This window comes from Corynebacterium spheniscorum (assembly GCF_900113445.1).
GTDB classification, from domain to species: domain Bacteria; phylum Actinomycetota; class Actinomycetes; order Mycobacteriales; family Mycobacteriaceae; genus Corynebacterium; species Corynebacterium spheniscorum.
On record NZ_FOPJ01000004.1, the window covers coordinates 175,886 to 196,346 of the forward strand.

The following is a 20,461-nucleotide window of genomic DNA, read 5'->3' on the forward strand; positions in this document are numbered from 1 at the left end:
ACCCTGCGGGAGAGACGAACTCAAAGGAGAGTCCCCTATGACGAACCCTAGCCTGCGCCGCAAGCTGATCGCTGTGCTTGCCGCCGGTAGCCTCGCCCTCACCGCTTGCGGTGGTGGCAACGATGACGCCGGCTCCAAGTCCTCCGACGCCAAGGGCGATTCCGGTAGCAGCTCGAGCGCCAGCCAAATTGCAGACTATAACCCCAAGGACCGCGATCAGATCAAGGACGGCGGCGAGCTCACCCTCCCCATGTCCGAACTGACTGAGCAGGAAAATGTCTTCCACGCGGACATGACCCGCTACACCCGCGATATATGGGGAATGTACAACCCGGTGCTCAGCCTCTACACCCCTGAAGGTGAGTGGAGCGCGAATGACGACTACCTCACTGATGTGAAGGATGAGGTTAAGGACGGCAAGACCGTCGTTACCTACACCATCAATGAGAAGGCCCAATACAACGACGGCACCCCGATCACCTGGAAGGACTTCGAGAACACCTGGAAGTACAACAACGGTGAAATCGAAGAAGCCGTCCCGAACTCCTCTGAAGGCTATAGCCAGATTGAGTCCGTTGAGCAGGGCGATAATGAGCGCCAGGCCGTGGTGACCTACAAGGGTGCCTTCCCCTGGTGGCAGACCAACTTCGATGTGCTGCTGCCTGTCCAGGTGGATTCCGTCGAGGCCTATAACACCGCTTATCTGAAGCAGCTGCGCCCTGAGTGGGGTGCTGGCCCCTTCACCGTTGGCGATGTGGACTTCAACTCCGGCACCGTCACCTTCGTGCGCAATGACAAGTGGTGGGGTGAGCCCGCCAAGCTGGATAAGATCACCTTCCGCCAGATGGAAGACCAGGCCAGCATCAACGCCTTCAAGGCTGGCGAAATTGATGCCACCGGTGTGAGCTCCAAGGACCGCCTCGAAGCTGCGAAGAAGATGGGCGATAAGGCTGAGATCCGTACCGGCCAAGCTCCCTTCAACGCACTGATCGTCCTGAACTCCGCCTCGGAGTCCCTCAAGGACATCAAAGTCCGCAAGGCCGTCATGGAGAGTATCGACCGCAAGCAGCTTGCTGACATTCGCTTCAATGGCTTGGACTACAGCGAAGATGCCCCTGGCTCCTTCATCCTCTTCAGTAGCCAGAAGCACTACGAAGATAACTTCGGTTCTGTGGTGAAGTTCGATCCGGAGACCGCCAAGAAGGACCTGGAAGATGCCGGTTATAGCGCTGGCTCTGATGGCATCATGGAAAAGGACGGCCAGAAGCTGAGCCTGAACTATGTGGTCATCGGTGAGAACCCGGTCATCAAGGCCATGGCTTCGGCTACCCAGAAGATGCTGAAGGATGTTGGTATCAATGTTGAAATCCAGCAGCGTCCTTCCTCTGACTTCTCCAAGGTCATCAAGGAGAAGCAATTCGATATCTTCCCGATGGGCTTCAGCGCCTCTGACCCCTTCGGCGCGACCTCCTTCGGCCAGATCTATGCCTCTGACTCCACCCTGAATAAGTCCGGCACCGGCTCCGAGGAATTCGACAAGAAGATTGACGAAGTCCGCCAGATGGCTGATGGTGACGAACAGCTCAAGCGCATCAATGAGCTGGAGAAGGAAGCCTTCGGCTTCTACGGCATCATGCCTACCCTCAATGGCCCGGCCATCACTGCTGTGAAGCCCGGCCTGGCCAACTACGGCCCGAAGATGTTCGGCCAGATCAAGATTGAAAACATCGGCTGGGAGAAGTAATCACTAACTCTCTACCCCGCTGATTCTCCCCCTGTTGTGCTCCACTGAGAGCACAACAGGGGGTTTCTTTTTCTCGCGGCTTGCGGCTCACCTAAAGATTTTTGTTTTAGGCTAGTGGCCATGCATGTTCCCCCACCCCAAAATATTGCTGAGATTGCAGCAGATGGTGCGCTAACCCAAGCGCTCATTGATGTTGAGTTTGAGCAGCGCTTCGGCAGCATTATCAGCGCTGAGGCACTCCCTGATCGCGATGCACCAGTACTTTTTGGGAGCAATGGGAACACCCTTCCCGAACGCTGCTTGGTGCGCATGCAGCTTAAACACGGCGAACACCGAAGTGCAGGCAGCTATGACAATTCGGTATTAGAACGCCGCGGGCAGATCCTCGGTGATATCGGCCCCGATGGTTTAAGTTTCCAATGGAACCCCGCCACCCGCGGGATGATGGGCGCCTTTGATATCCCCGAACTTTATGGCAACCAAGCGCTTTCCCCATTATTGGTTCAAGCGGCGCGAACCTTAACCGGCAATACGGTGGTGGTATGGACACGTTGGTTAGATGGGGTGGCACAAAACCGCAATGTTTTAGTAGCCCTGGAGCTTCTAGAAACCGATGCCCCACTGCTGGAACGCCCCGGGCTACCGCATTTTGAGCAAGCTTTAACCGCTGCCGCGGCCCGCGTGAGTTATCTCAAGGACATCCACGAACCGGGAACCGCCCCGGCACAACTGATGTGGCGCAGCATTATTGGCCTGGTTGCTTCCCTGGGGATCTCGGTACGGATCCAAGAAGCAAGCGCAGATAACGCTGCTCGCATAGGCGGCGTGGCAGCCTTAGGAGTCGCTGAAGACACCCGGGTGGAGCTCACGCGTTATGAGTTCAACCTCGGCTACGCGTTGGAAGTACGCGAAGAATCCCCCTTGGGAGATTCCGGGCTGCTGCGCTCGAACATTGTGCGGGTACTTAATAACCAGGAGGCAGAACCCATTGGGATAGCCGGTGTGGTCGCTGATGCCTGGCTGAACTCCACCGAACATCAACTATTGCTCGATGGGCGCTTCCCCGAAACGCAGTTACATCTGACGCATAAGCATCCATCGGGTGCTTATGGAGCGATGCTCTATCCCGCCCAGGTTGCGGTGGAGGCGACCATTGTGGCCTTTATTGAAGGGGAATCCTGGGTGTGGGCACATGCCCATCCGCTATTAAATAGCGCGAGCGCGCAAACCATTAAAAGATTTGGTTTAGACCACGGCATGGTGGATTTGGTTCGCCAAAGGATGCCCTTGGAGTATGCCCAACGCATGCGTCTTTTAGAGGCCGCTAAACCTATTACTGGGATCTGGTCGCATACCAGCACCACAGTCTCGCTCCCGGATGGCAGCACACGCACCGCCCTGGTACTGATCAAGCACCAGCTTTTGGAGCTACCACCGTTAAGCACAGCTGCGGCTAAAGCCACCCTGGATCGCGCAGTGCCGCAGGTTATTGAGGGCTTTTTGCCGCGGGCATTAAGGGCCTATGCGCGGGCGCGGCGCATTCGGGTCAGCCAATCGCGGGTGGTGGATACCCAATGGCGCCTCGAGCTTGGTGCCGCACCCGCAGGGCCTCAGCTGCCGGTTGATTCCTTTGTGCCAGTGGAATTAAGCCGTGATGAGCGCACTCAGGCCCCGCGTTTCCTAGTGTTCTAGGGCATCACGATAAGGCTGTGGGTCCACCTCTGCCGTACTGGTGGGCTCGAAGGTGGCGTTGCGATCCTTATCCACCAACACGGCGCGCACCCCTTCAACGAAGTTGGGGTGCTGATAAGCCATGGTGCCAACCGCTAGCTCGTTGTCGAGGGCTTCGCGAACACTCTGGACATGCTGGTTAGCGTTATAGACTTCCGCTGCTGCCACCAAGGAGGTGGGACATGCTGGGGCGATGAGCTCCTGGATGAAGTCATAGAACTCACTGCCCTGGTGCTTGTCAATAGCGGAAGCGATCTTGTCCCAGGAGCTTTCTCCAAAGCACTCTTCGATTTCCTCGATATAGCGCTTGATGGTGGAGCCTTCGCAATCCAGATCAGTTGCGTATTCCGCTAGGGCTTCCTCCACGCCCTTGGCGATAATGGCTTCGCGGAGTTCATCGGCTTTCTCGCTAGGCACAAAGTGGGTGGCCAGGCCAGTCCAGATCATGTCTTCTGGCTTGAGGTGGTAGCCAGCTAAACCAATGAAGGCAGCCACCGCGGGGGAAGCTTGACCGCGCTTGCCGACCATGCGTTGAGTCATGTAGGTAACGCCCACATCGGGGATATAACCAATGGCCATTTCCGGCATAGCGGCAAAGGCTTTGTCCGTGATGATGCGGTGCGAACCATGCGCCGATACCCCGAGGCCACCACCCATGGCGACGCCATCAATGAGCGCAATATAGGGCTTGGGGTAGGTGGCGATGGCGTTGTTCATGGCGTATTCATCAACGAAGAAGCGGCGTACCTCATCGTCTTTGCCTTCCAAGAGCCGCTCGCGGGCGGTGCGCACATCACCGCCGGCACAGAAGCCGCGCTCTGGGGCGTAGATGAGCACCTGCTCTACCTCATCATTATCGCGCCACTGATCCAGCGCCTGATGGATCCCGTCGATCATCTCTTGGTTCAGGGAGTTCAGTGCGCGGGGTCGGTTCAATTCCAGCACACCGGTATTGTTCTGGATGGAGGCGTTCACAAGTTCAGTCATGCGCCCCAGTGTTGCACATCACATGCCCTGCTGTCAGCCCCTTAGGTTGCTTAAGTTGATTAGCCTGCATGTTTTCGCCGCAGAAAGGACCCACCCGCACCACTATGTCCGATAGCAAGAAGGATTCGCAACGCACCCCCACCCACCTGGTGGCGGTAGATATGGATGGCACCCTGCTCGATGGCCAAGGCAAACTTCCCCCACAATTCCCGGAGCTACTCGCTCACTTGGCAGAACGAGGCGTACTACTAGCCCCAGCTAGTGGCCGTCAATTAGCGACCCTGAAGAATATGTTTGATCCCTTCGGGATGCGGCTACCGGTGATCGCTGAAAACGGAACGGTGGTTCATGATGGGTACAGCATTGTCTCCACCACCGCCATGTCTGATGAGACGGTACATGCCGTGATCGATGCGATTAATGCCCACAATGCCCGTGAGGAAGCACAGGCTAAAAGCCCACAAGAGTTTGCGGATCGTCGCTTGAATTTGGTGGTGTGCCGTCCAGAATGTGCCTTTGTAGATTCTTTAGCTGATATCCCCGGTGCCGCCCCTGCGCGCACCGGCACCACTTTGGCTGAAGAAATTGAAAAGTACTACAACGAGCATTCCGTGGTGGCTGACCTGCATGAGGTGGTCAACGGAGAGGTCATTAAATTGGCGATCTTTTCTTCCACGGATGCTGAGGGCATTGCCGCACCTTTGGCTTTTGCCACCGCCCCGGATGATGCGGTGGCGGTCAGTGGCCAACATTGGGTGGATATTATGCACCCGCAGGCCAATAAGGGACATGCCCTGGAAGCGTTGGCTAAGGACCTAGGCATCGCCCCGGAAAATACCTACGGTTTTGGAGATTATCTCAATGACCTGGAGCTTTTAAAGTCTGCTGGGACGGCTTATGCGATGGCCAATGCACACCAAAAATTAAAAGATATTGCGGATCATATTGCCCCAGCTAATACCGATAATGGTGTGGCGAAGGTGCTCTATGAACTCTTTCCCTAGGCCCACACACTAATGCGCGCGGCATACCGTGGGCCGTGCCAGCCCGCGGCATTATCGCGCGCCCCAGGGCTTTCCGATCTCGGGGAAAGCTCAATTATTCTTCGGAATCCACGTGCTCTTTAGTGCGTTCTTCCTGCTTCTTTTTCTTGGCCTTTTGGTGGCGCCGCTCGAGGGCGGCCGCCACATCGGGGACATAGTGGAAGTCCTCGCGCGGTGGACGCTGATAATCATTATCGGATTCGGGGCGCTCCGGAATTTCGGGCAGCGGGCGATCGATCTTCTCATAAGGAATCGTCGAAAGAAGATGCGAAATCACATTAATGCGGGAACGCTTCTTATCCTCAGATTCGATGATGTACCAGGGTGCGACCGTAATGTCGGTGTGGATGAACATTTGGTCTTTCGCGCGGGAATAATCCTCCCAGCGAGTAATGGATTGCAGATCCATCGGGGAGAGTTTCCAGCGGCGCAGCGGATCATTACGGCGGGACTTAAAGCGCTCAATTTGCTCCTCATCAGAAACTGAGAACCAATATTTGCGCAGCATAATGCCGTCTTCTACCAGGAGGCGCTCAAAAATGGGGGCTTGGTGCAGGAATTTGCGGTATTCCTGAGAGGTGCAGAAGCCCATCACCCTTTCCACCCCGGCGCGGTTATACCAGGAGCGGTCGAAGATCACGATTTCACCAGCGGTGGGGAGTTTCTCCACATAACGCTGGAAATACCATTGGCCTTGTTCGCGGGAGTTCGGGGCGGGCAGCGCCTCAATACGGCAGGTGCGGGGATTGAGGTATTGCGTAATGCGCTTAATCGCAGAACCTTTACCGGCGGCGTCGCGACCTTCCATAATCACCACTACGCGGGCACCAGTTTCCACCACCCACTGCTGCATATCCACCAATTCAGCTTGAAGGCGCTTGAGTTCCTTCTCATAGGCCTTCTTGGAGAGCTTCGGTGGGCCGGCGCTGACCTTCGCGGCGGCTGCGGCGGCTTCGGCTTCCGCATTAGCTGGGTGTTCGGGCTGATTCAGGTCGCGGTCGTCGGTTTTTCCCATGTTGTCCACCCTACCTGCGCTGCTTGAGCGATTTGGACATTAGTCCACCTGCACAGGGGTAATAATGGGAGACGTGGACACCCAAGCACAACCCCCAGCCTCAACTCCCCCACCAAGCACCCCACCAAGTAACCCACCAGCCCCTGCAGTCACACCGCTGCAGGAGGCTGCCGAGCTGCTGCGTCAAGAAAGCGGGCACCTAGAACCTGAGCTTCAGCTGCAGCTTTATGCGCGCCACCCGAATGCCCAATGGTTATTGCGCGCCGGGAAAGCCGTGCCAGCCGAGCTTGTGGAGCTTAGCATTCACGCCATTGCGGCGGCCGATGCGGAAGGTGCCTTGGATGCGCTTGCCGAGGCGCGGATCCGTGACCTGGGCTTAGCGCAGCGCCGCTTCGGGTTCCCCAGTGAGCTTTATCAGGACATCCAAGAAATCATGGTGTCTTTGTTGCGCACCACCGGAGCGGATCTGCCCTTCCCCGTGGAGTTTGCGGCGGAGAGAACCATTGCGCGGGTGTGTGTGCTTTTGCAGGAGGCGGCGGCGAAAGCTGACCAGGAGGGCCTGCCACCAGCGCTTTCAGGGGAAGTAATAAGTGTGCGGCGGGTATCGCGGCGGCTCAGTGTGGTGCAATTGGCCGCTGGTTCGGCGACTTTTTATCAGCCCGGGACGGTGTTGCCGGTGATGGGACCGTTGACCCCCGGGGCGTGGGTGCCGCTGCCGGCTGCGCTACCGGCGAATCGTTCTGGGGTGCTGGAGTTTCATATCTTCCATGAGGACACCGGCTCCCCGGAACATCTTTTGGCTACCGCGCGTTTAGGGGAACGCTGGATTGTGGGTTCGCATGGTTCCACCGCCCCAAAGGTGGCTGATCAAGAGCTACTGATTATCGCCACTAAGTCTGGGGCGGCGGTGGCGCGTTGTGTGGTTACGGACTTGGTTTCGCGGCAGTTGAATCCGCGCATTCATGTTTTCCTCGCCGCGCGCTACCCTGGTGAACTTTATGATGCGCCGGCTTGGCATAACCTCAGTAGCCTCGCCCCGCGTTTGCGGGTTTCGGCGGTGAGTGTGGAAGATGCTGACCCCTGGTGGGTGGCCGGGCCGGGCACGAATAATAGTTCCACGAGCAGTGCGTGGGTCCATGGTTCTTTGCGTAGCTCGCAGCACCAGGAGTTCAGCGCGGTGCATTATGGTGCAGTCGCGCAGGTGGTGAGTGCTTTTGGTACCTGGTCGGATCGCCAGGTGTTGGTGTGCGGCCCGCGGCTTAATGAGTCAGAGGCGAGTGCTGGTTATGGCACGCTGGCTGATGCGCAGGCGATGGAACCCACGGTGATTAGCCGCGAGCTGATTGAGGCTGGGGTTCCGGCGGAGAATATTCAGGTGCTGGGGTTTTAAGGCGATGTTGTGGCTCCGGGGAGGTTCATGAGGATCCCGTAGACGAAGAATCCGCCTAAAAAGTGGATAAATACCTCAATCACCGGCCAGAATAAGGCGATCGCTGCCCACACGAAGGCCCAGGTGAAGCTGGGTTCTGCGGATCCTTGGGCATTGCGCTTCTTTAGGCCCCACCCAGCGCAGGCGAAGGCCACCAGCGAGATGAGCGAGGTGGTGTAGGAGTACAGCGGAAGGTGCTCGGCAAAGAGCACGCTCGCGGCAATGGCGAGCACGCTAATGACAATCGCGGCGATCTTCCAGCCCTTCACGCCGCTAGGTTGGGTGCCGCTTGGGGGTGTTTCTGCAGGTTCATGGTTGTCCTGCGGCAAGCGGGCGCGCTCTGGGACCTGAAAGTCCCAGAGTTCCTCGGGTTGCTTGTGGGGTTTCATGAAGATACACGTACTTTCTGTTTAGGTCCGGCGCCGCATAATCGGATTGGATTCCAGCACGGGAAGGCGGCGGCGCACCTCATCTACTTCCTCAATATCAAGATCGTGGATAATTACTTCGGTTTCATAGCCGGCTTCCGCAACACGTACACCGCTGGGGTTAATCACGCAGGAATGCCCACAACCGGTGGGTCCGGATTCTTTGCCGGCTTCGGCATTCCCACCTGGGCGGGCCTGCCCGGCGGCCACAATCCAGCTGGTGCAATCTAGTGCGCGGGCAGCGCTGACCGTCCGCCATTGCGCGAGTTTGCCTTCCCCATCGGCCCAGCTAAAGGGCACCAACATAACGTGGGCTCCCAGGCGGGCTAGGACCTTAAATTGTTCGGGGAAGCGGATATCGAAGCAGGTGGCAAGCCCGAAGGTAATGCCATCAACTTTGAAGGTAACAAGCTCTTCACCAGCGCGAACGGTATCTGATTCGCGGTAGTCAAAAGCGTCATAGGTATGGATTTTGTCATAGCCGACATGCAGGGTTCGGCCATCGGTAGCCACCACGGTGTTGTAGACACGGTTAATGGTCTTCCCGTCTTTTTCCACCGTATCCGCTGGGGTGAAGATCCCGGCTACTAATACGACCCCGAGCTTTTCGGCTAGGTCCGCAAGCTTCGCATCAAAGCCATCCCCTTGGCGGTCGAGGGGTTTGGCATGGATATCCAGTCGGCCGGTGGAGAAAGCTTGGCTACTTGCTTCCGGGAAAACAATAATCCGCGCTCCTTCTGAAGCGGCTGCCTGCGCCGCTTTTTCTACCAGTCGGAAATTATCTTCTGGGTTAGCTCCGGTTGTGATCTGGATTGCAGCAATACGCATAGTCCACAGGCTAGCTGCGAACCCCCACGTTATGCACAGCTTCTTCCTCATCACCCTAGACATGGGGCCATCCCACCAGCTCTGCTAGGCACATGAACTTCCTTGATATCCAGCACCCCGAGGCCTTGAAACAGCATCTGCGTGAGCTTTCTCAGCACACCCCGAAGGCCGATTCTCCGGAAGCTGCCACGGTGTTGAGCCCCAGTTCGCAGGCCTCCTATACCTTCGCCGCGCTGCAACGCCTCGACCATCACCTAGGCGCCCAACACCGCAGATTACGTGTGGCCTTATCGCAACATCTTGGTGAGTTTTCCAACTTCATTGGGGTGATAAGCGATAGTGATCGTCTGCATGCCGATGCTTTAAAGAAGGTGCTCCCATGACTCTGCCGCTGCGTGCTCGCGATATCCATATTGCCGAGGTGATTCTGCGCGAATACGCCACCGGGTTAGAGCATCAACACCAGGAGCTAGAAGAAGAAAGCTTCTTCCTGGCCACCGGCATACGCGCACAGGCCGCCGATGCGGCATTAAAGAAACTCAGCCGCCTTAACTATGGCCGCAAGACCCTGGTGCAGGTGCTCGGTACCGCGGCTTACATTATGGCGCGCACCGCCCAAGCTCAAGCTGATCTTGAAGATGCCTACCACCGCATGCTGAAGCAGGCTGCTGATAATCCACTGCACACCGCAATGCTGCAGGACCTCCAAGCCTTAGGTGAGGTTCTCGATTATGCCTGCGCCCAAGAAATCAATGCGCTGTGCACCGACGCACCCCAACCGCCACACACCTCTTTTGGCGAGCTAGAGGATTGGCCTTTAGATCGCATCCACGAACACATGTGGTTGCATGCCACCCCGGAGATCCAGGAGTTCCTAGGTTCCCATCCGGAGGTACGCGCCTTGGAGGTATCCGAAGACACCATGGTGCTTGCTATTGGTGACCTAGAAAGCGCACCTGCATCCATTACCTTTATCCCGGGCACCGGAAGTTCTGATCCATCACGCTGGGAGGGATCATTAGAGCGCGCCCAAAAGTTACAGCAGCACACCAAAGCCGGTGTGGTCTTGTGGTTAGGGGCGAAAGCACCACCGCATCTCCCGCATGCCCTTAATCCCGGCCCGGCGCGCCGTGATGCTGGGGCTCTTCAGAATTTTCAGCGCAGCTTGGCTGCGCGCTATCCACACCAACAGCGGGTGGTGTTGGGTTATAGCTATGGGGCGGTCACCGCAGCTCAGGCGGCTCGCGGCTCAGGGCTTAGTGCGGATCGTTTGATGCTCTTAGGAAGCCCCGGGGTGCGCGGTGCGAGGCGGGCCTCGGAACTGACATTAGTGGATGGAAAAGGGCGCACGCACCCAGCTGAAGGCCGGGTGCATGCGCTGACGAATCGTGGTGATCCGATTGATTGGGTGAGCAATTCCCATGGCGGGGTTCATGGGGTTGATCCCACCTCCCGTGGCTTCGGCGCCACGGTGTGGTCAGCTCGTGGGGATCATTCCTCTTATTGGGATGATCCGGAGTTCTATCGGATCATGAAAGAACTCACCAGACCTTAGAAGAGGCCGGTGGGGCGCTCATCATAGGACACCAGCATGTTCTTGGTGTTTTGGTACTGGTCGAGCATCATTAGGTGGGTTTCCCGCCCCAACCCGGATTCCTTGTAGCCGCCGAAGGCCGAGTGTGCGGGATAGTTGTGGTACTGATTCACCCACACACGGCCAGCTTGGATGGCGCGTGCGGCGCGGTAGGTGGTGTTGCCGTAGCGCGACCACACACCAGCGCCCAAACCGTAGTTGGTGTCATTGGCGATCTTGATGGCCTCATCGAAGTCCTTGAAGGTTGCCACGGAGAGCACCGGCCCGAAGATCTCTTCTTGGAAGATGCGCATGGTGTTATCGCCCTTGAAGACGGTGGGTTCAATATAGAAGCCGCCTTCAAAGCCATCGATCTTGTTGATGCTGCCGCCGGTGAGTACCTCGGCTCCTTCTTCGGGGCCGATCTTCAGGTAGCTGGTGATCTTATCCATCTGCTCCTGGGAGGCCTGTGCGCCCATCATGGTTTCGGTATCCAGGGGGCTACCGATCTTGATGGCCTTCACGCGTTCAATGGCGCGTTCCAAGAAAGCATCGGCGATATTTTCATGCACCAAGGCGCGGGAGGGGCAGGTGCACACCTCGCCTTGGTTGAGGGCGAACATGGTGAAGCCTTCTACGGCTTTGGCGAGGAAGTCATCATCCTTATCCATCACATCTTCAAAGAAGATGGAGGGTGACTTACCGCCCAGCTCCAAGGTCACCGGGATGATGCGATCCGCGGCGGTCTTGTTAATGATCTTGCCGACCTGGGTGGAACCGGTGAAGGCAATCTTGGCAACATCGGGGTGTTCCACGAGTGCGGAACCGGCGTCTTCACCAAGGCCATTGACCACGTTGAGCACGCCCGGTGGGATGAGGTCCCCAATGAGTTCCATGAGGAACATGATGGAGGCCGGGGTTTGCTCTGCGGGCTTGAGCACAATGGTATTGCCTGCCGCTAGGGCTGGGGCGATCTTCCAGGCGGCCATGAGGATCGGGAAGTTCCAGGGAATGATTTGCCCGACCACGCCGAGTGGCTCATGGAAGTGATAGGCCACGGTATTGCGGTCAATCTGCGAGGTGCGGGATTCCTGTGCCCGGATCGCTCCAGCAAAATAGCGGAAGTGGTCAATAGCTAGCGGGATATCCGCCGCTAGGGTTTCGCGGACGGGCTTGCCGTTTTCCCAGGTTTCAGCGACCGCGAGACGCTCGAGGTTTTCCTCCATGCGGTCGGCGATCTTCAGCAACAGGAGTGCGCGCTTAGCTGGGGAGCTTTCGCCCCACTTCACTGCGGCTTCTTTGGCTGCGGCAACAGCTTTGTTGATATCTTCGGGGCCGGATTGCGCTACTTGGCAAAATACTTTGCCGGTAATGGGGGCAACGTTGTCCATGTAGCGGCCTTCCACGGGCGCTACCCATTCCCCACCAATGTAGTTCTCGTAGCGCTCGGCATAGTCCATGATCGCACCGTCGGTATTGGGTGCATTGTAAATAGTCACAGCGATGTCTCACTTCCTCGCCCAACGCAAGGTTCAAGTGAGCGCTGGGCGATCTGTCTTGAATATGCATGATCACACCACAAGCGTGGCCTGGGCCACACTCGCGGGGTTAGGGGCCAGCATAACGACTCGCTATGACGCGCGCCATAGTTTTAAGAAAATAACTGCATTCCCCGAGGTCTAGGACTCTTCGAGTTCTTCCCCAACCTCCAGCCACCGCATCTCTAGTTCTTCTCTTTCGGCCTGCACTGCCTGAAGCTTCGCATTGAGATCCACCAGTGCATCGGTATCCATCTTCTCGGCGGCTTCCGCCATGGTGGCGTTGAGTTTTTCTTCCTCTTCGCCCAGCTTGCTCATCTTGCGTTCCAAGGCATTCAATTCCTTACGCAATTGGCGGTGCTCCTGGGCACTTAAAGCTGCCTCCGGGGCCTTCTCTTCTACTGCCTCAGTGGGCGGTTGATTAGGGCCAACATTCAGCGCGCCGCTACCAGCAGCCTCCGCCATATCTCGGCGGCGCTGCAAATATTCTTCAATCCCACCGGGTAAGTTACGCAGCTTACTATTGCCAAATAATGCCCAGGTGGAATCAGCAATACGCTCAATCAGGTAGCGATCGTGAGAAATAACCACCAAGGTGCCCGGCCAAGAATCCAGCAGGTTTTCTAACTCCTGCAAAGTATCAATGTCCAGGTCATTGGTGGGCTCATCAAGCAGCAGCAAATTAGGTTCGCTCATCAGCACCCTGGTTAATTGCAGGCGCCGACGCTCACCACCAGAAAGATCCCCCACCGGGGTGCGTTGACGCTTCGCCGAAAAGCCCAGGCGTTCGGCTAGCTGCGAGGCACTGAGTTCTTTTTTACCCATATGCACATAGCTGGCCACATCTTCGACGGCTTCCAGCACCCGCATCTTCGGATCCAGGTCATCTAATTCCTGCCTCAGCCACCCCAGGCGTACGGTTTGGCCCTCAATGCGTTTACCAGCGCTCAGCGGGTGTGCCCCAGCCAAGGTTTTGAGCAAGGTGGTCTTACCTGAACCATTCACACCCACTAGGCCGATCCGCTCCCCAGGCGCTAACCGCCAGGTTAAATCCCGCAGCAGCGGGCGCCCATCAGGGGTATCAATATCGGCGTTTTCCAGTTCCACCACCACCCGGCCTTGGCGAGATTTCGCAAAGGCCATGAGCTCCACATTGTCTCGTGGCGGTGGCACATCACTAATGAGTGCTTCCGCGGCTTCAATGCGATACCGCGGTTTGGAGGTGCGCGCCGGCGCGCCGCGACGCAGCCAAGCTAGTTCCTTGCGCGCTAGGTTTCGGCGGCGTTGCTCCATGGCATCGGCTTGGCGGGCACGTTCAGCGCGCGCGAAGATCCAGTCGTTATAGCCACCTTCATAGGCGTCTACTTGTCCATCGTGTACTTCCCAGGTGCGGGTGGCCACAGTATCCAGGAACCAGCGATCGTGGGTAACCACAATCAAGCTCATTTTGCGGGTCAGCAGGTGACTCGCCAACCATTGCACACCTTCAATATCCAGGTGGTTGGTGGGCTCATCCAGGATCACGAGATCCAGGTCTTTCACCAAGGCTGCCGCCAGGTTCACGCGACGGCGTTCCCCACCAGAAAGGTTCCCTACCTGGGTATCTAAACCTAGATCCACAATCCCCAGGCCGCCGAGTACCTCACGAACACGGGCATTAGCGGCCCATTCGAAGGTCTCTAAGCCCAGTGGTTTTAAGACCACATCGGCAACGGTGTCGCTATCTTCTAATTCCGCGCGTTGGGTTACCACCGCCATGCGCAGATCCGAGTTATGGGATACCCGCCCAGAATCTGGTGGCTCAATGCCGCTGAGTACTTCCAGCAGCGTGGTTTTACCGCCACCATTAAGTCCTACAACGCCAACGCGTTCCCCGGATTGCACCCCTAGGCTTACGCCATCAAGCAGGGTTTTTAGCCCAAAGGACTTGGATACATTTTCTAGGTTGATCAGGTTCACCATGGTGCCCATCATCCTAGTTCACTACTAGCCAACCTCCACCCCAGGAGCCGGCCCACTGGTGTGCACCACCCTCACCCCGCGCAGGCCCACCAATTCACCACTAACTTCCAAGGCGTGTTCTTCATCGGCGCAGAGCAAAGCAATAGTCGGCCCAGATCCAGACACAATGCCAGCCAACGCCCCGGCGCGCTCCCCTGCCACCAAGGTGGTGCGCAGATCCGGGCGCAGGCTCAACGCTGCTGGTTGGAGATCATTATGCAAGCTGCCGGCCAGACGGTACGGATCCCCGCTCAGCAGCGCTTGGGATACCTCGGTGATATCTAGGTGCGCGTGGAGTTCTTCTTTGGCACGGAGTTCATCAAGTTTGTGAAACACCTCTGGGGTGCTCAGCCCCTTATTCGATAGCGCCATCACCCAGTGGTAGCTCCCGCGGGACATCAGCGAGGTCAGTTCATCCCCACGCCCGGTTCCTAGCATGGTGTTGCCATGCAGCATAAAGGGCACATCTGCCCCTAAGTCCGCAGCCAACTCCGTCAGCTTCCCCATCCCCAATTCCGCTACCTGAAGGTGTTGGGCATAAATGCGATCCGCCAGCACCAAGGCGGCCGCGGCATCCGCAGATCCACCGGCCATGCCTCCAGCGGCGGGAATGCGTTTATTCATATGGATATCCACCACCGGGAAAGCCGCCCCAGCATGCTTCTTCGCATAGGCAGCGGCAACGGATTCTACCGCGCGCCAGGCTAGATTCCGGCGGTCTTCTGGCACGTCTAGCATCCTTTGGCCGGCAGCTTCGGCGCGGCAAGAATGCACTACTTCAGCTATTTCAGCCACGTATGTGTCCTGCACTCGCAGTGTCACATCATCAGCGATATTAAGCCCTTGGAAGACGGTCACCAGCTCGTGGTAGCCATCCTCACGAGCATCCCCTACCCCTAGGTGCAGGTTCACTTTGGAGTGCGCGGCGGCATGCCAGATACTCATAGTTTCGCGCACGCCTCCCCTAGTCGCACATACTCTGCCACCCCAAGCATTTCTCCACGGACCTGCGGATCAATACCGGCAGCTCGCAGTGCTTCTTCCGCCTTTTGCGGGGAACCCAACCAGGCCCCCAGTGCAGCACGAAGGGTTTTACGGCGTTGCGCGAAGGCAGCATCAATCACCGGAAAAACCTCTTCCCGGGTGGCGGCATCAACCTCCCAGCCTTGCGCGCAACAATCAATGCGCACCAGGCCGGAATCAATATTAGGTACCGGCCAAAACACTGAGCGCCCAATATTCCCGGCGCGGCGCACCTTCCCATAAAAGGCGGCTTTCACGCTGGGCACCCCATAGATTTTGCTCCCGGGTTGCGCGGCCAGGCGTTCAGCTACTTCTGCTTGCACCATCACCAATACCGTGCGGATGCTGGGGAAGGTTGCCAACATATGCAGCAGCACCGGCACGGAGACGTTGTAGGGCAGGTTCGCTACCAGGGCGGTGGGCTGCTCAATATCCTCAGCAGACACTTTCAGAGCATCCTTGTGCAGGATCTCCAGCTTCCCGGTTAATTCGGGGGCGCGCCAGGCCACGGTATTCGGTAATTCCGCAGCTAAGCGCGAGTCAATCTCCACCGCGGTAACACGCGCCACATCTAAAAGCGCAAGGGTTAATGATCCCAACCCGGGGCCCACTTCAATAACGTGTTCGTCTTCGCCGAGTTCTGCGGCGTTGACGATGCGTCGAACGGTATTGGGGTCGTGGACGAAGTTTTGCCCCAATTTCTTGGTGGGGCTAACGCCCAGCTTGGCGGCGAGTTCACGGATCTCGACAGGGCCAAGCAGGTGGGAAGGTTGAGGATCATCCATGAGGAATTAATCTACCCCGTGATGCTTAGCCGTGGGCGAACACCCGAGTTCAGCCATGCCCGCACGCGGAGGGTCGGCCGATCTCGGGTAAAGCAAAAATTTAGCGGATGCCGAGCTTGGCAGTACACGCCGGCCATGCACCCCAGCCTTGGCCGGCTTGGACGCGGGTGGCGACGTCGATTTGCTGTTCGCGGGTGGCCATCCACGCTTGGGGGGCGTAGGCGCCGCCGCCGTAGGCGAGCCAGGTGGAGGGAGTGAATTGCAGGCCACCGGAGAAACCATTGCCGGTGTTGATGCTCCAATTGCCGCCCGCTTCGCATTGCGCGAGGGTGTCCCAGACGGTGCCGCCAGCAACTGCGGGGGCGGTGGGCACAGCCTTGGTGCCGCGGGAGATCTTGGCGGGGGTCGCGGGGGCGAGTTCTTCTTCGTGAATGGCGACGCGTTCGCGCTCTTCACCGTTGACGGTGATCACCTTGTGGGTGACCTTCTTCTTGCCGATCACGGCGGGTTCGAGGATGGTTTCCTCGCCCGCTGGGGTGTTGGGGTCATCCACGTAGGTGGCGGGGAGTTCGACGTCTTCCTCGGTGATCTCCTGGTGCGTGGCGACGCGCTGCACCTCGATGGTCATATTCTCAGTAACCGCGGTGTCCTTGGCGGGACTCAGCGTGTCCTTTTCCCCGAGGGTAATGCCGCGTTCGCGCAGCACATCGCCCACCGTCTTGGCGGCGATGGAGGTATAGGTCGTTTCGCCGCCATCATTAATAGCCACGATCTTCGGGGCGGTGAGGTCAACAGTAAAGCCCTCTTCCGGCAGCTTGGTGCTGGCGTCAGCATCCGCCTTATAGGCCTTGGTGATGCCGGGGACCTCATTGAGCAGCTCTTCGACGGTCACCGCATTGGAGGTCACAACCTCGGGTTGGCCGTCGATCACCACGGACACCTGCTTGGCGGTGCGCACGGTGATCTTTTCATTCTTGGCCAGGCGCTCACTCGGCGCGGGATAAACAATATCCTGCGCGCCTACCTCGATACCGGCGTCCTTGAGCGCCTCATCGATGGTGCCGGACATGGTGGCCAGATTGATTTCATCGCCATTGACGTCGATGGTGACGTCTTTATTCATCCCCACTGCTACCAGCCCGCCGACCAGGAGGGTGCTCAGCATGCCGCCGGTAGCCAATTGCAGCGGCACCGAGGCAGAAGTGTTGATGCGGTTGATGCGTGACTTCTGTTTGATCGCCATGTGTTCTCTCAGTTGGGGATGTCTAGATTCTTCGGTAACAGTACGGTAACAATCCTTGGTTGTCGAACCCGTCCGACACTCCGAAACCTCAGCGACTGTGACTTTTGTTAACTCGCGTTACCCAGGGGGCTGAATGGACTTTCCCCACGTCACAGTCCTTACATTCCGTCACAAGCATGACTTCAGCCCCACTGCGGTCAATCTCACATTCTGAGCGCGCAGCGGGGCTGATCTTCGTTATCTAAATGTTATTTCTCCGCGTACTACCCGCGCAGGTTCAACCCATAGACCTCATCGAAGGTGGCATTGACATGCGCCGCGAATTCCTCCGGCTCCTCCCCGCGCACCTCCGCCAACCGCACTGCGGTATGCCCAATCAACGCCGGCTCATTCCGGCAACCACGGAAAGGCTCCGGGGTCATATAGGGCGCATCCGTCTCAATCAGGATCTGCCCGCGCGGGGCAAGGCGCGCCGCCTCCCGCAACTCTTCATTGCGCTTAAAGGTGGAATTCCCCGCGAAGCTCAAAATATAGCCACGCTCAAGGGCCTCCCGCGCAACCTCCAGGGGCGAAGAAAAGCAGTGCAAAATCGTATAGCGCGGCTGCGGGGCATCCCCTAGCACCCGCAATAAATCCGCATCGGCTTCACGATTATGGATCATCAAGGTCTTGCCATGTTCCACTGCCACGTCAATATGCCAGCGCAGCGCCTCTTCTTGCTCCTTTAAGGTGGCGGTGCGCTCCGGGTCATGCTTAATCCAATAGGTATCCAGCCCGGTCTCTCCCACCGCCACACAACGCGGATCCGCAACCATCTCCTGCAAGCGCGCACGCGCCGCCTCATCCAACTCGCGGGCCCGCGTGGGGTGAATCGCACAGGCCGCATAGACGCGCTCATTATGCTGCGCCGCCGCCAGGGCCAGCTCCGCTTCCGCTAGACCATCGCCCACGGTGCACATTTTCTCCACCCCGGCTGACACCGCGCGATCCACCACGGCCGCAACCTCCTCCGGGGTGCGCGCCCCCACGGACGCTAAGTGCGTATGCGCATCGACTAAACCATCAATCGGATCAGCAGGGACAGGGGTGGGCCGCGGTTTCTTCTTCGACATAGAGCACATCCTAGTGCGAGCTTTCCCGAGATCGGGTGGGGTGCGGGTATGCCGCGCCTAGTTCGCTGTTAACGCGAGTTCGTCATCAATATAGCCACGCTTTGATGCACGCAACCCCACCACCGACATCACCAGCGCCGCGATCATCAAACCCCAGAGCACTTCCACCCACCTCGCGGTGTGCTCATGAACCACACCGACAATAAAGGGCCCGAGTGCCGCAATAATATAGCCATAGGGCTGCACAAACCCGGAAAGCCGTGCCGTGACCATGGGGCTACGCGAACGCGCCGGGATCAAAGCAATAGCGGTGGGGAAACAAAAGCCACCCACGCCCAGCAAGAAGGACCAAAAGAGCGGGTAGTGATCCCCAAAGAGCAAGATGCCGCCATAGCCAAAAAAGGTCAGCACCCCGAAGAGCACCGGGAATACCCCCAGGTGACTGGATTTATCAATAATCCAGGGCATCACCAGACCACCGGCCACATTCAACCCGCCCACCAGCGCCAGCGAGATCGACGCGGTACCCGAATGCACCCCGGCATCAATGAGCATCTGCGGCAACCAGCCCATTTGCACATAGGCGGACATAGATTGCAGACCAAAGAAGAGTAAGAGGAATACCGCCGTAGGCGAACGCCACAACGACGCCTTAGTATTTTGATCTCCCTGCGCGCTGGCCGTATCACTAGGAATATCGGTGCGCACCCGCAGCCACACAAACCCCCACACCGCTAGCTGTAGTGCTGCAGGGATGGCCCAGATCATGAGCGCCCAATGCCAGCTATCAAATAATAAGGAGCTCAAGGGCCCCAATGCCCCAGATAACCCCAGCACCGAAGAATAAACCGTCATCAGCGCCACGATCTTGCGGCCACCATGTTCTTTAATCCAAGCTGGGAGCAGCACGTTGGCTAGGGCAATGCCCATCACCACTAGCGCGGTGAGCACAATAAATACCGCGATGCTGCCCATCCAGGGGCGTAGCGCCAGGCCCGCCAGGGTGGCGATCATGCCGATCACCAGGGTGCGGCTAAGCCCCAGGCGCATGGCTAGTGGCACCGCAGCAAGCCCCATAATGGCGAAGAAGATCCCCGGCATGGCGGTAATCAGGCCGGCTAAGGAGCCGCCGGCTTGATAAGAGGAGAGCACCTCTGGAAGCACCGCGCCGACCGAGGCGATGCCCGCACGTAAGTTGATGGCGGCGACCACCACGGCCAAAAAGAGCAGGCCGATACCGAGTTTCTTGGTGCCGAGTTTTCTTTCTTCTGTGCTCACGGGGCAACAGGTTACCCTTCGGGCTGTATCGGTGCTGTGTGGGGTGCGGGTGCGGAGCGGGTGCGAGGCGGGTGCGGAGCGGGTGCGGAGCGGGTGCGGAGCGGGTGCGAGGTATCGAACATGGGTGGGTTATCGCTGATAGTAGCGATTCAGCGGGACAGGTGGAAGACGGTGTTCGATTAGCATGAAAGGCATTGTGGGACGCTTGATTAGCGCCATGATTGAGCATGTGTAGCGCCCTGGAAAGTAGTGTTCACCAGCCGGTTTACCGTAGCAGGGGTAATTGTGGGGGTGGGGTGGAAAATAGTTTGCCCACACCCCTAGACAACCCCGGTGTGTGCTATTAACATAGAGGACACAGCAAGACACATATGCGATTAAAAAGATCGCACGTAGTAGTAGTAGTAATTTTTCGGGGGATCATCATGGCAGATACCTGCACCCAGCTTAAGGTGATTGACACACCTTTTTGGGCTAACACCCACCCGGATGATCCCGTGTGCCACATGACTGTGCGGATCAACAAGGAAATCTACTCCACCTTAAAAAAGGTCCTCCCCAAAGGCACCGACAACTACGAAACCTCCATTACCCGACTCGCCGCCCGGCTAGGCAAAACCACCTACAAAGTAGAACAAGCCTTCAAAGGCGTTGGCGTCATGTGGATCCTGCCGAACCTAGAAAAACAACTCCTCCACCTAGG

The 20,461-nt window shown here is 57.8% G+C and carries 18 protein-coding genes; 7 read left to right on the forward strand and 11 right to left on the reverse strand.

Going from position 1 to position 20,461, the window contains the following annotated elements; all coding sequences use genetic code 11:
* Positions 1–37: 37 nt before the first annotated feature.
* Together BMZ01_RS04875 and BMZ01_RS04880 are read left to right on the forward strand one after the other, a co-directional pair.
* On the forward strand, positions 38–1,744 hold the full coding sequence (locus tag BMZ01_RS04875) for an ABC transporter family substrate-binding protein (protein WP_092285013.1): 1,707 nt from the start codon (positions 38–40) through the stop codon (positions 1,742–1,744).
* Between the two features lie 120 nt (positions 1,745–1,864).
* A complete protein-coding gene (locus tag BMZ01_RS04880; protein ID WP_143067450.1) occupies positions 1,865–3,436 on the forward strand; it encodes a DUF6882 domain-containing protein in 1,572 nt (523 codons plus the stop codon).
* On the opposite strand, the gene BMZ01_RS04885 is transcribed toward BMZ01_RS04880, so the two are convergent.
* A complete protein-coding gene (locus BMZ01_RS04885; RefSeq protein WP_092285017.1) occupies positions 3,425–4,462 on the reverse strand; it encodes an enoyl-CoA hydratase/isomerase family protein in 1,038 nt (345 codons plus the stop codon). The two genes, BMZ01_RS04880 and BMZ01_RS04885, sit on opposite strands and share 12 nt — an antisense overlap.
* Before the next feature lie 104 nt (positions 4,463–4,566).
* On the opposite strand from BMZ01_RS04885, the gene BMZ01_RS04890 reads away from it, so the two are divergent.
* On the forward strand, positions 4,567–5,466 hold the full coding sequence (locus tag BMZ01_RS04890) for an HAD family hydrolase (RefSeq protein WP_092285019.1): 900 nt from the start codon (positions 4,567–4,569) through the stop codon (positions 5,464–5,466).
* A gap of 94 nt (positions 5,467–5,560) precedes the next feature.
* Here the strand turns inward: BMZ01_RS04890 and ppk2 are convergent, their stop codons facing one another.
* Positions 5,561–6,520 (reverse strand): polyphosphate kinase 2, encoded by a 960-nt coding sequence (gene ppk2, locus BMZ01_RS04895; RefSeq protein WP_223845921.1) that lies wholly within the window; start codon positions 6,518–6,520, stop codon positions 5,561–5,563.
* Between the two features lie 73 nt (positions 6,521–6,593).
* Here ppk2 and BMZ01_RS04900 point away from each other — a divergent pair, with 73 nt between their 5' ends.
* Complete coding sequence (locus BMZ01_RS04900; RefSeq protein ID WP_143067451.1) at positions 6,594–7,910, forward strand: ferredoxin reductase domain-containing protein; 1,317 nt, start codon at positions 6,594–6,596, stop codon at positions 7,908–7,910.
* Here BMZ01_RS04900 and BMZ01_RS04905 read toward each other — a convergent pair.
* Together BMZ01_RS04905 and BMZ01_RS04910 are read right to left on the reverse strand one after the other, a co-directional pair.
* Positions 7,907–8,338 carry a hypothetical protein gene (locus tag BMZ01_RS04905; RefSeq protein WP_092285023.1) on the reverse strand — a complete coding sequence of 144 codons (432 nt, stop codon included), beginning with the start codon at positions 8,336–8,338 and terminating at the stop codon, positions 7,907–7,909. The two genes, BMZ01_RS04900 and BMZ01_RS04905, sit on opposite strands and share 4 nt — an antisense overlap.
* A gap of 21 nt (positions 8,339–8,359) precedes the next feature.
* Positions 8,360–9,205, reverse strand: a complete 846-nt coding sequence (locus BMZ01_RS04910) for a nitrilase-related carbon-nitrogen hydrolase (RefSeq protein ID WP_092285025.1) — start codon at positions 9,203–9,205, stop codon at positions 8,360–8,362.
* A 92-nt stretch (positions 9,206–9,297) separates the two neighbouring features.
* On the opposite strand from BMZ01_RS04910, the gene BMZ01_RS04915 reads away from it, so the two are divergent.
* Together BMZ01_RS04915 and BMZ01_RS04920 are read left to right on the forward strand one after the other, a co-directional pair.
* Positions 9,298–9,588, forward strand: coding sequence for a hypothetical protein (locus tag BMZ01_RS04915; protein ID WP_092285027.1), 291 nt, complete (start codon positions 9,298–9,300; stop codon positions 9,586–9,588).
* The gene (locus BMZ01_RS04920) at positions 9,585–10,760 is read left to right on the forward strand and encodes an alpha/beta hydrolase (RefSeq protein ID WP_092285029.1); all 1,176 of its coding nucleotides are present in this window, start codon (positions 9,585–9,587) and stop codon (positions 10,758–10,760) included. The genes BMZ01_RS04915 and BMZ01_RS04920 overlap by 4 nt, the downstream gene beginning before the upstream one ends.
* Here the strand turns inward: BMZ01_RS04920 and exaC are convergent.
* From exaC to BMZ01_RS04955, 7 genes are all read right to left on the reverse strand, one after another.
* Positions 10,757–12,277, reverse strand: coding sequence for an acetaldehyde dehydrogenase ExaC (gene exaC / locus BMZ01_RS04925; RefSeq protein ID WP_092285031.1), 1,521 nt, complete (start codon positions 12,275–12,277; stop codon positions 10,757–10,759). The two genes, BMZ01_RS04920 and exaC, sit on opposite strands and share 4 nt — an antisense overlap.
* 180 nt (positions 12,278–12,457) lie before the next feature.
* Positions 12,458–14,278 carry an ABC-F family ATP-binding cassette domain-containing protein gene (locus BMZ01_RS04930; protein ID WP_092285081.1) on the reverse strand — a complete coding sequence of 607 codons (1,821 nt, stop codon included), beginning with the start codon at positions 14,276–14,278 and terminating at the stop codon, positions 12,458–12,460.
* Between the two features lie 24 nt (positions 14,279–14,302).
* Entirely contained in the window at positions 14,303–15,262 is a 960-nt protein-coding gene (locus tag BMZ01_RS04935) for a 4-(cytidine 5'-diphospho)-2-C-methyl-D-erythritol kinase (RefSeq protein WP_092285033.1), read from the reverse strand.
* Positions 15,259–16,125: a 16S rRNA (adenine(1518)-N(6)/adenine(1519)-N(6))-dimethyltransferase RsmA gene (gene rsmA, locus BMZ01_RS04940; protein WP_092285035.1), complete on the reverse strand. Its 867-nt coding sequence runs from the start codon at positions 16,123–16,125 to the stop codon at positions 15,259–15,261. The genes BMZ01_RS04935 and rsmA overlap by 4 nt, the downstream gene beginning before the upstream one ends.
* Positions 16,126–16,225: 100 nt before the next feature.
* Entirely contained in the window at positions 16,226–17,368 is a 1,143-nt protein-coding gene (locus BMZ01_RS04945; RefSeq protein ID WP_092285037.1) for a resuscitation-promoting factor, read from the reverse strand.
* A gap of 263 nt (positions 17,369–17,631) precedes the next feature.
* Positions 17,632–18,480, reverse strand: a complete 849-nt coding sequence (locus BMZ01_RS04950) for a TatD family hydrolase (RefSeq protein WP_092285039.1) — start codon at positions 18,478–18,480, stop codon at positions 17,632–17,634.
* 57 nt (positions 18,481–18,537) lie between these two features.
* The gene (locus BMZ01_RS04955; RefSeq protein ID WP_092285041.1) at positions 18,538–19,758 is read right to left on the reverse strand and encodes an MFS transporter; all 1,221 of its coding nucleotides are present in this window, start codon (positions 19,756–19,758) and stop codon (positions 18,538–18,540) included.
* A 425-nt stretch (positions 19,759–20,183) separates the two neighbouring features.
* On the opposite strand from BMZ01_RS04955, the gene BMZ01_RS04960 reads away from it, so the two are divergent.
* Positions 20,184–20,461: hypothetical protein (locus BMZ01_RS04960; protein ID WP_143067440.1), on the forward strand; the 278-nt coding region annotated here is incomplete at its 3' end.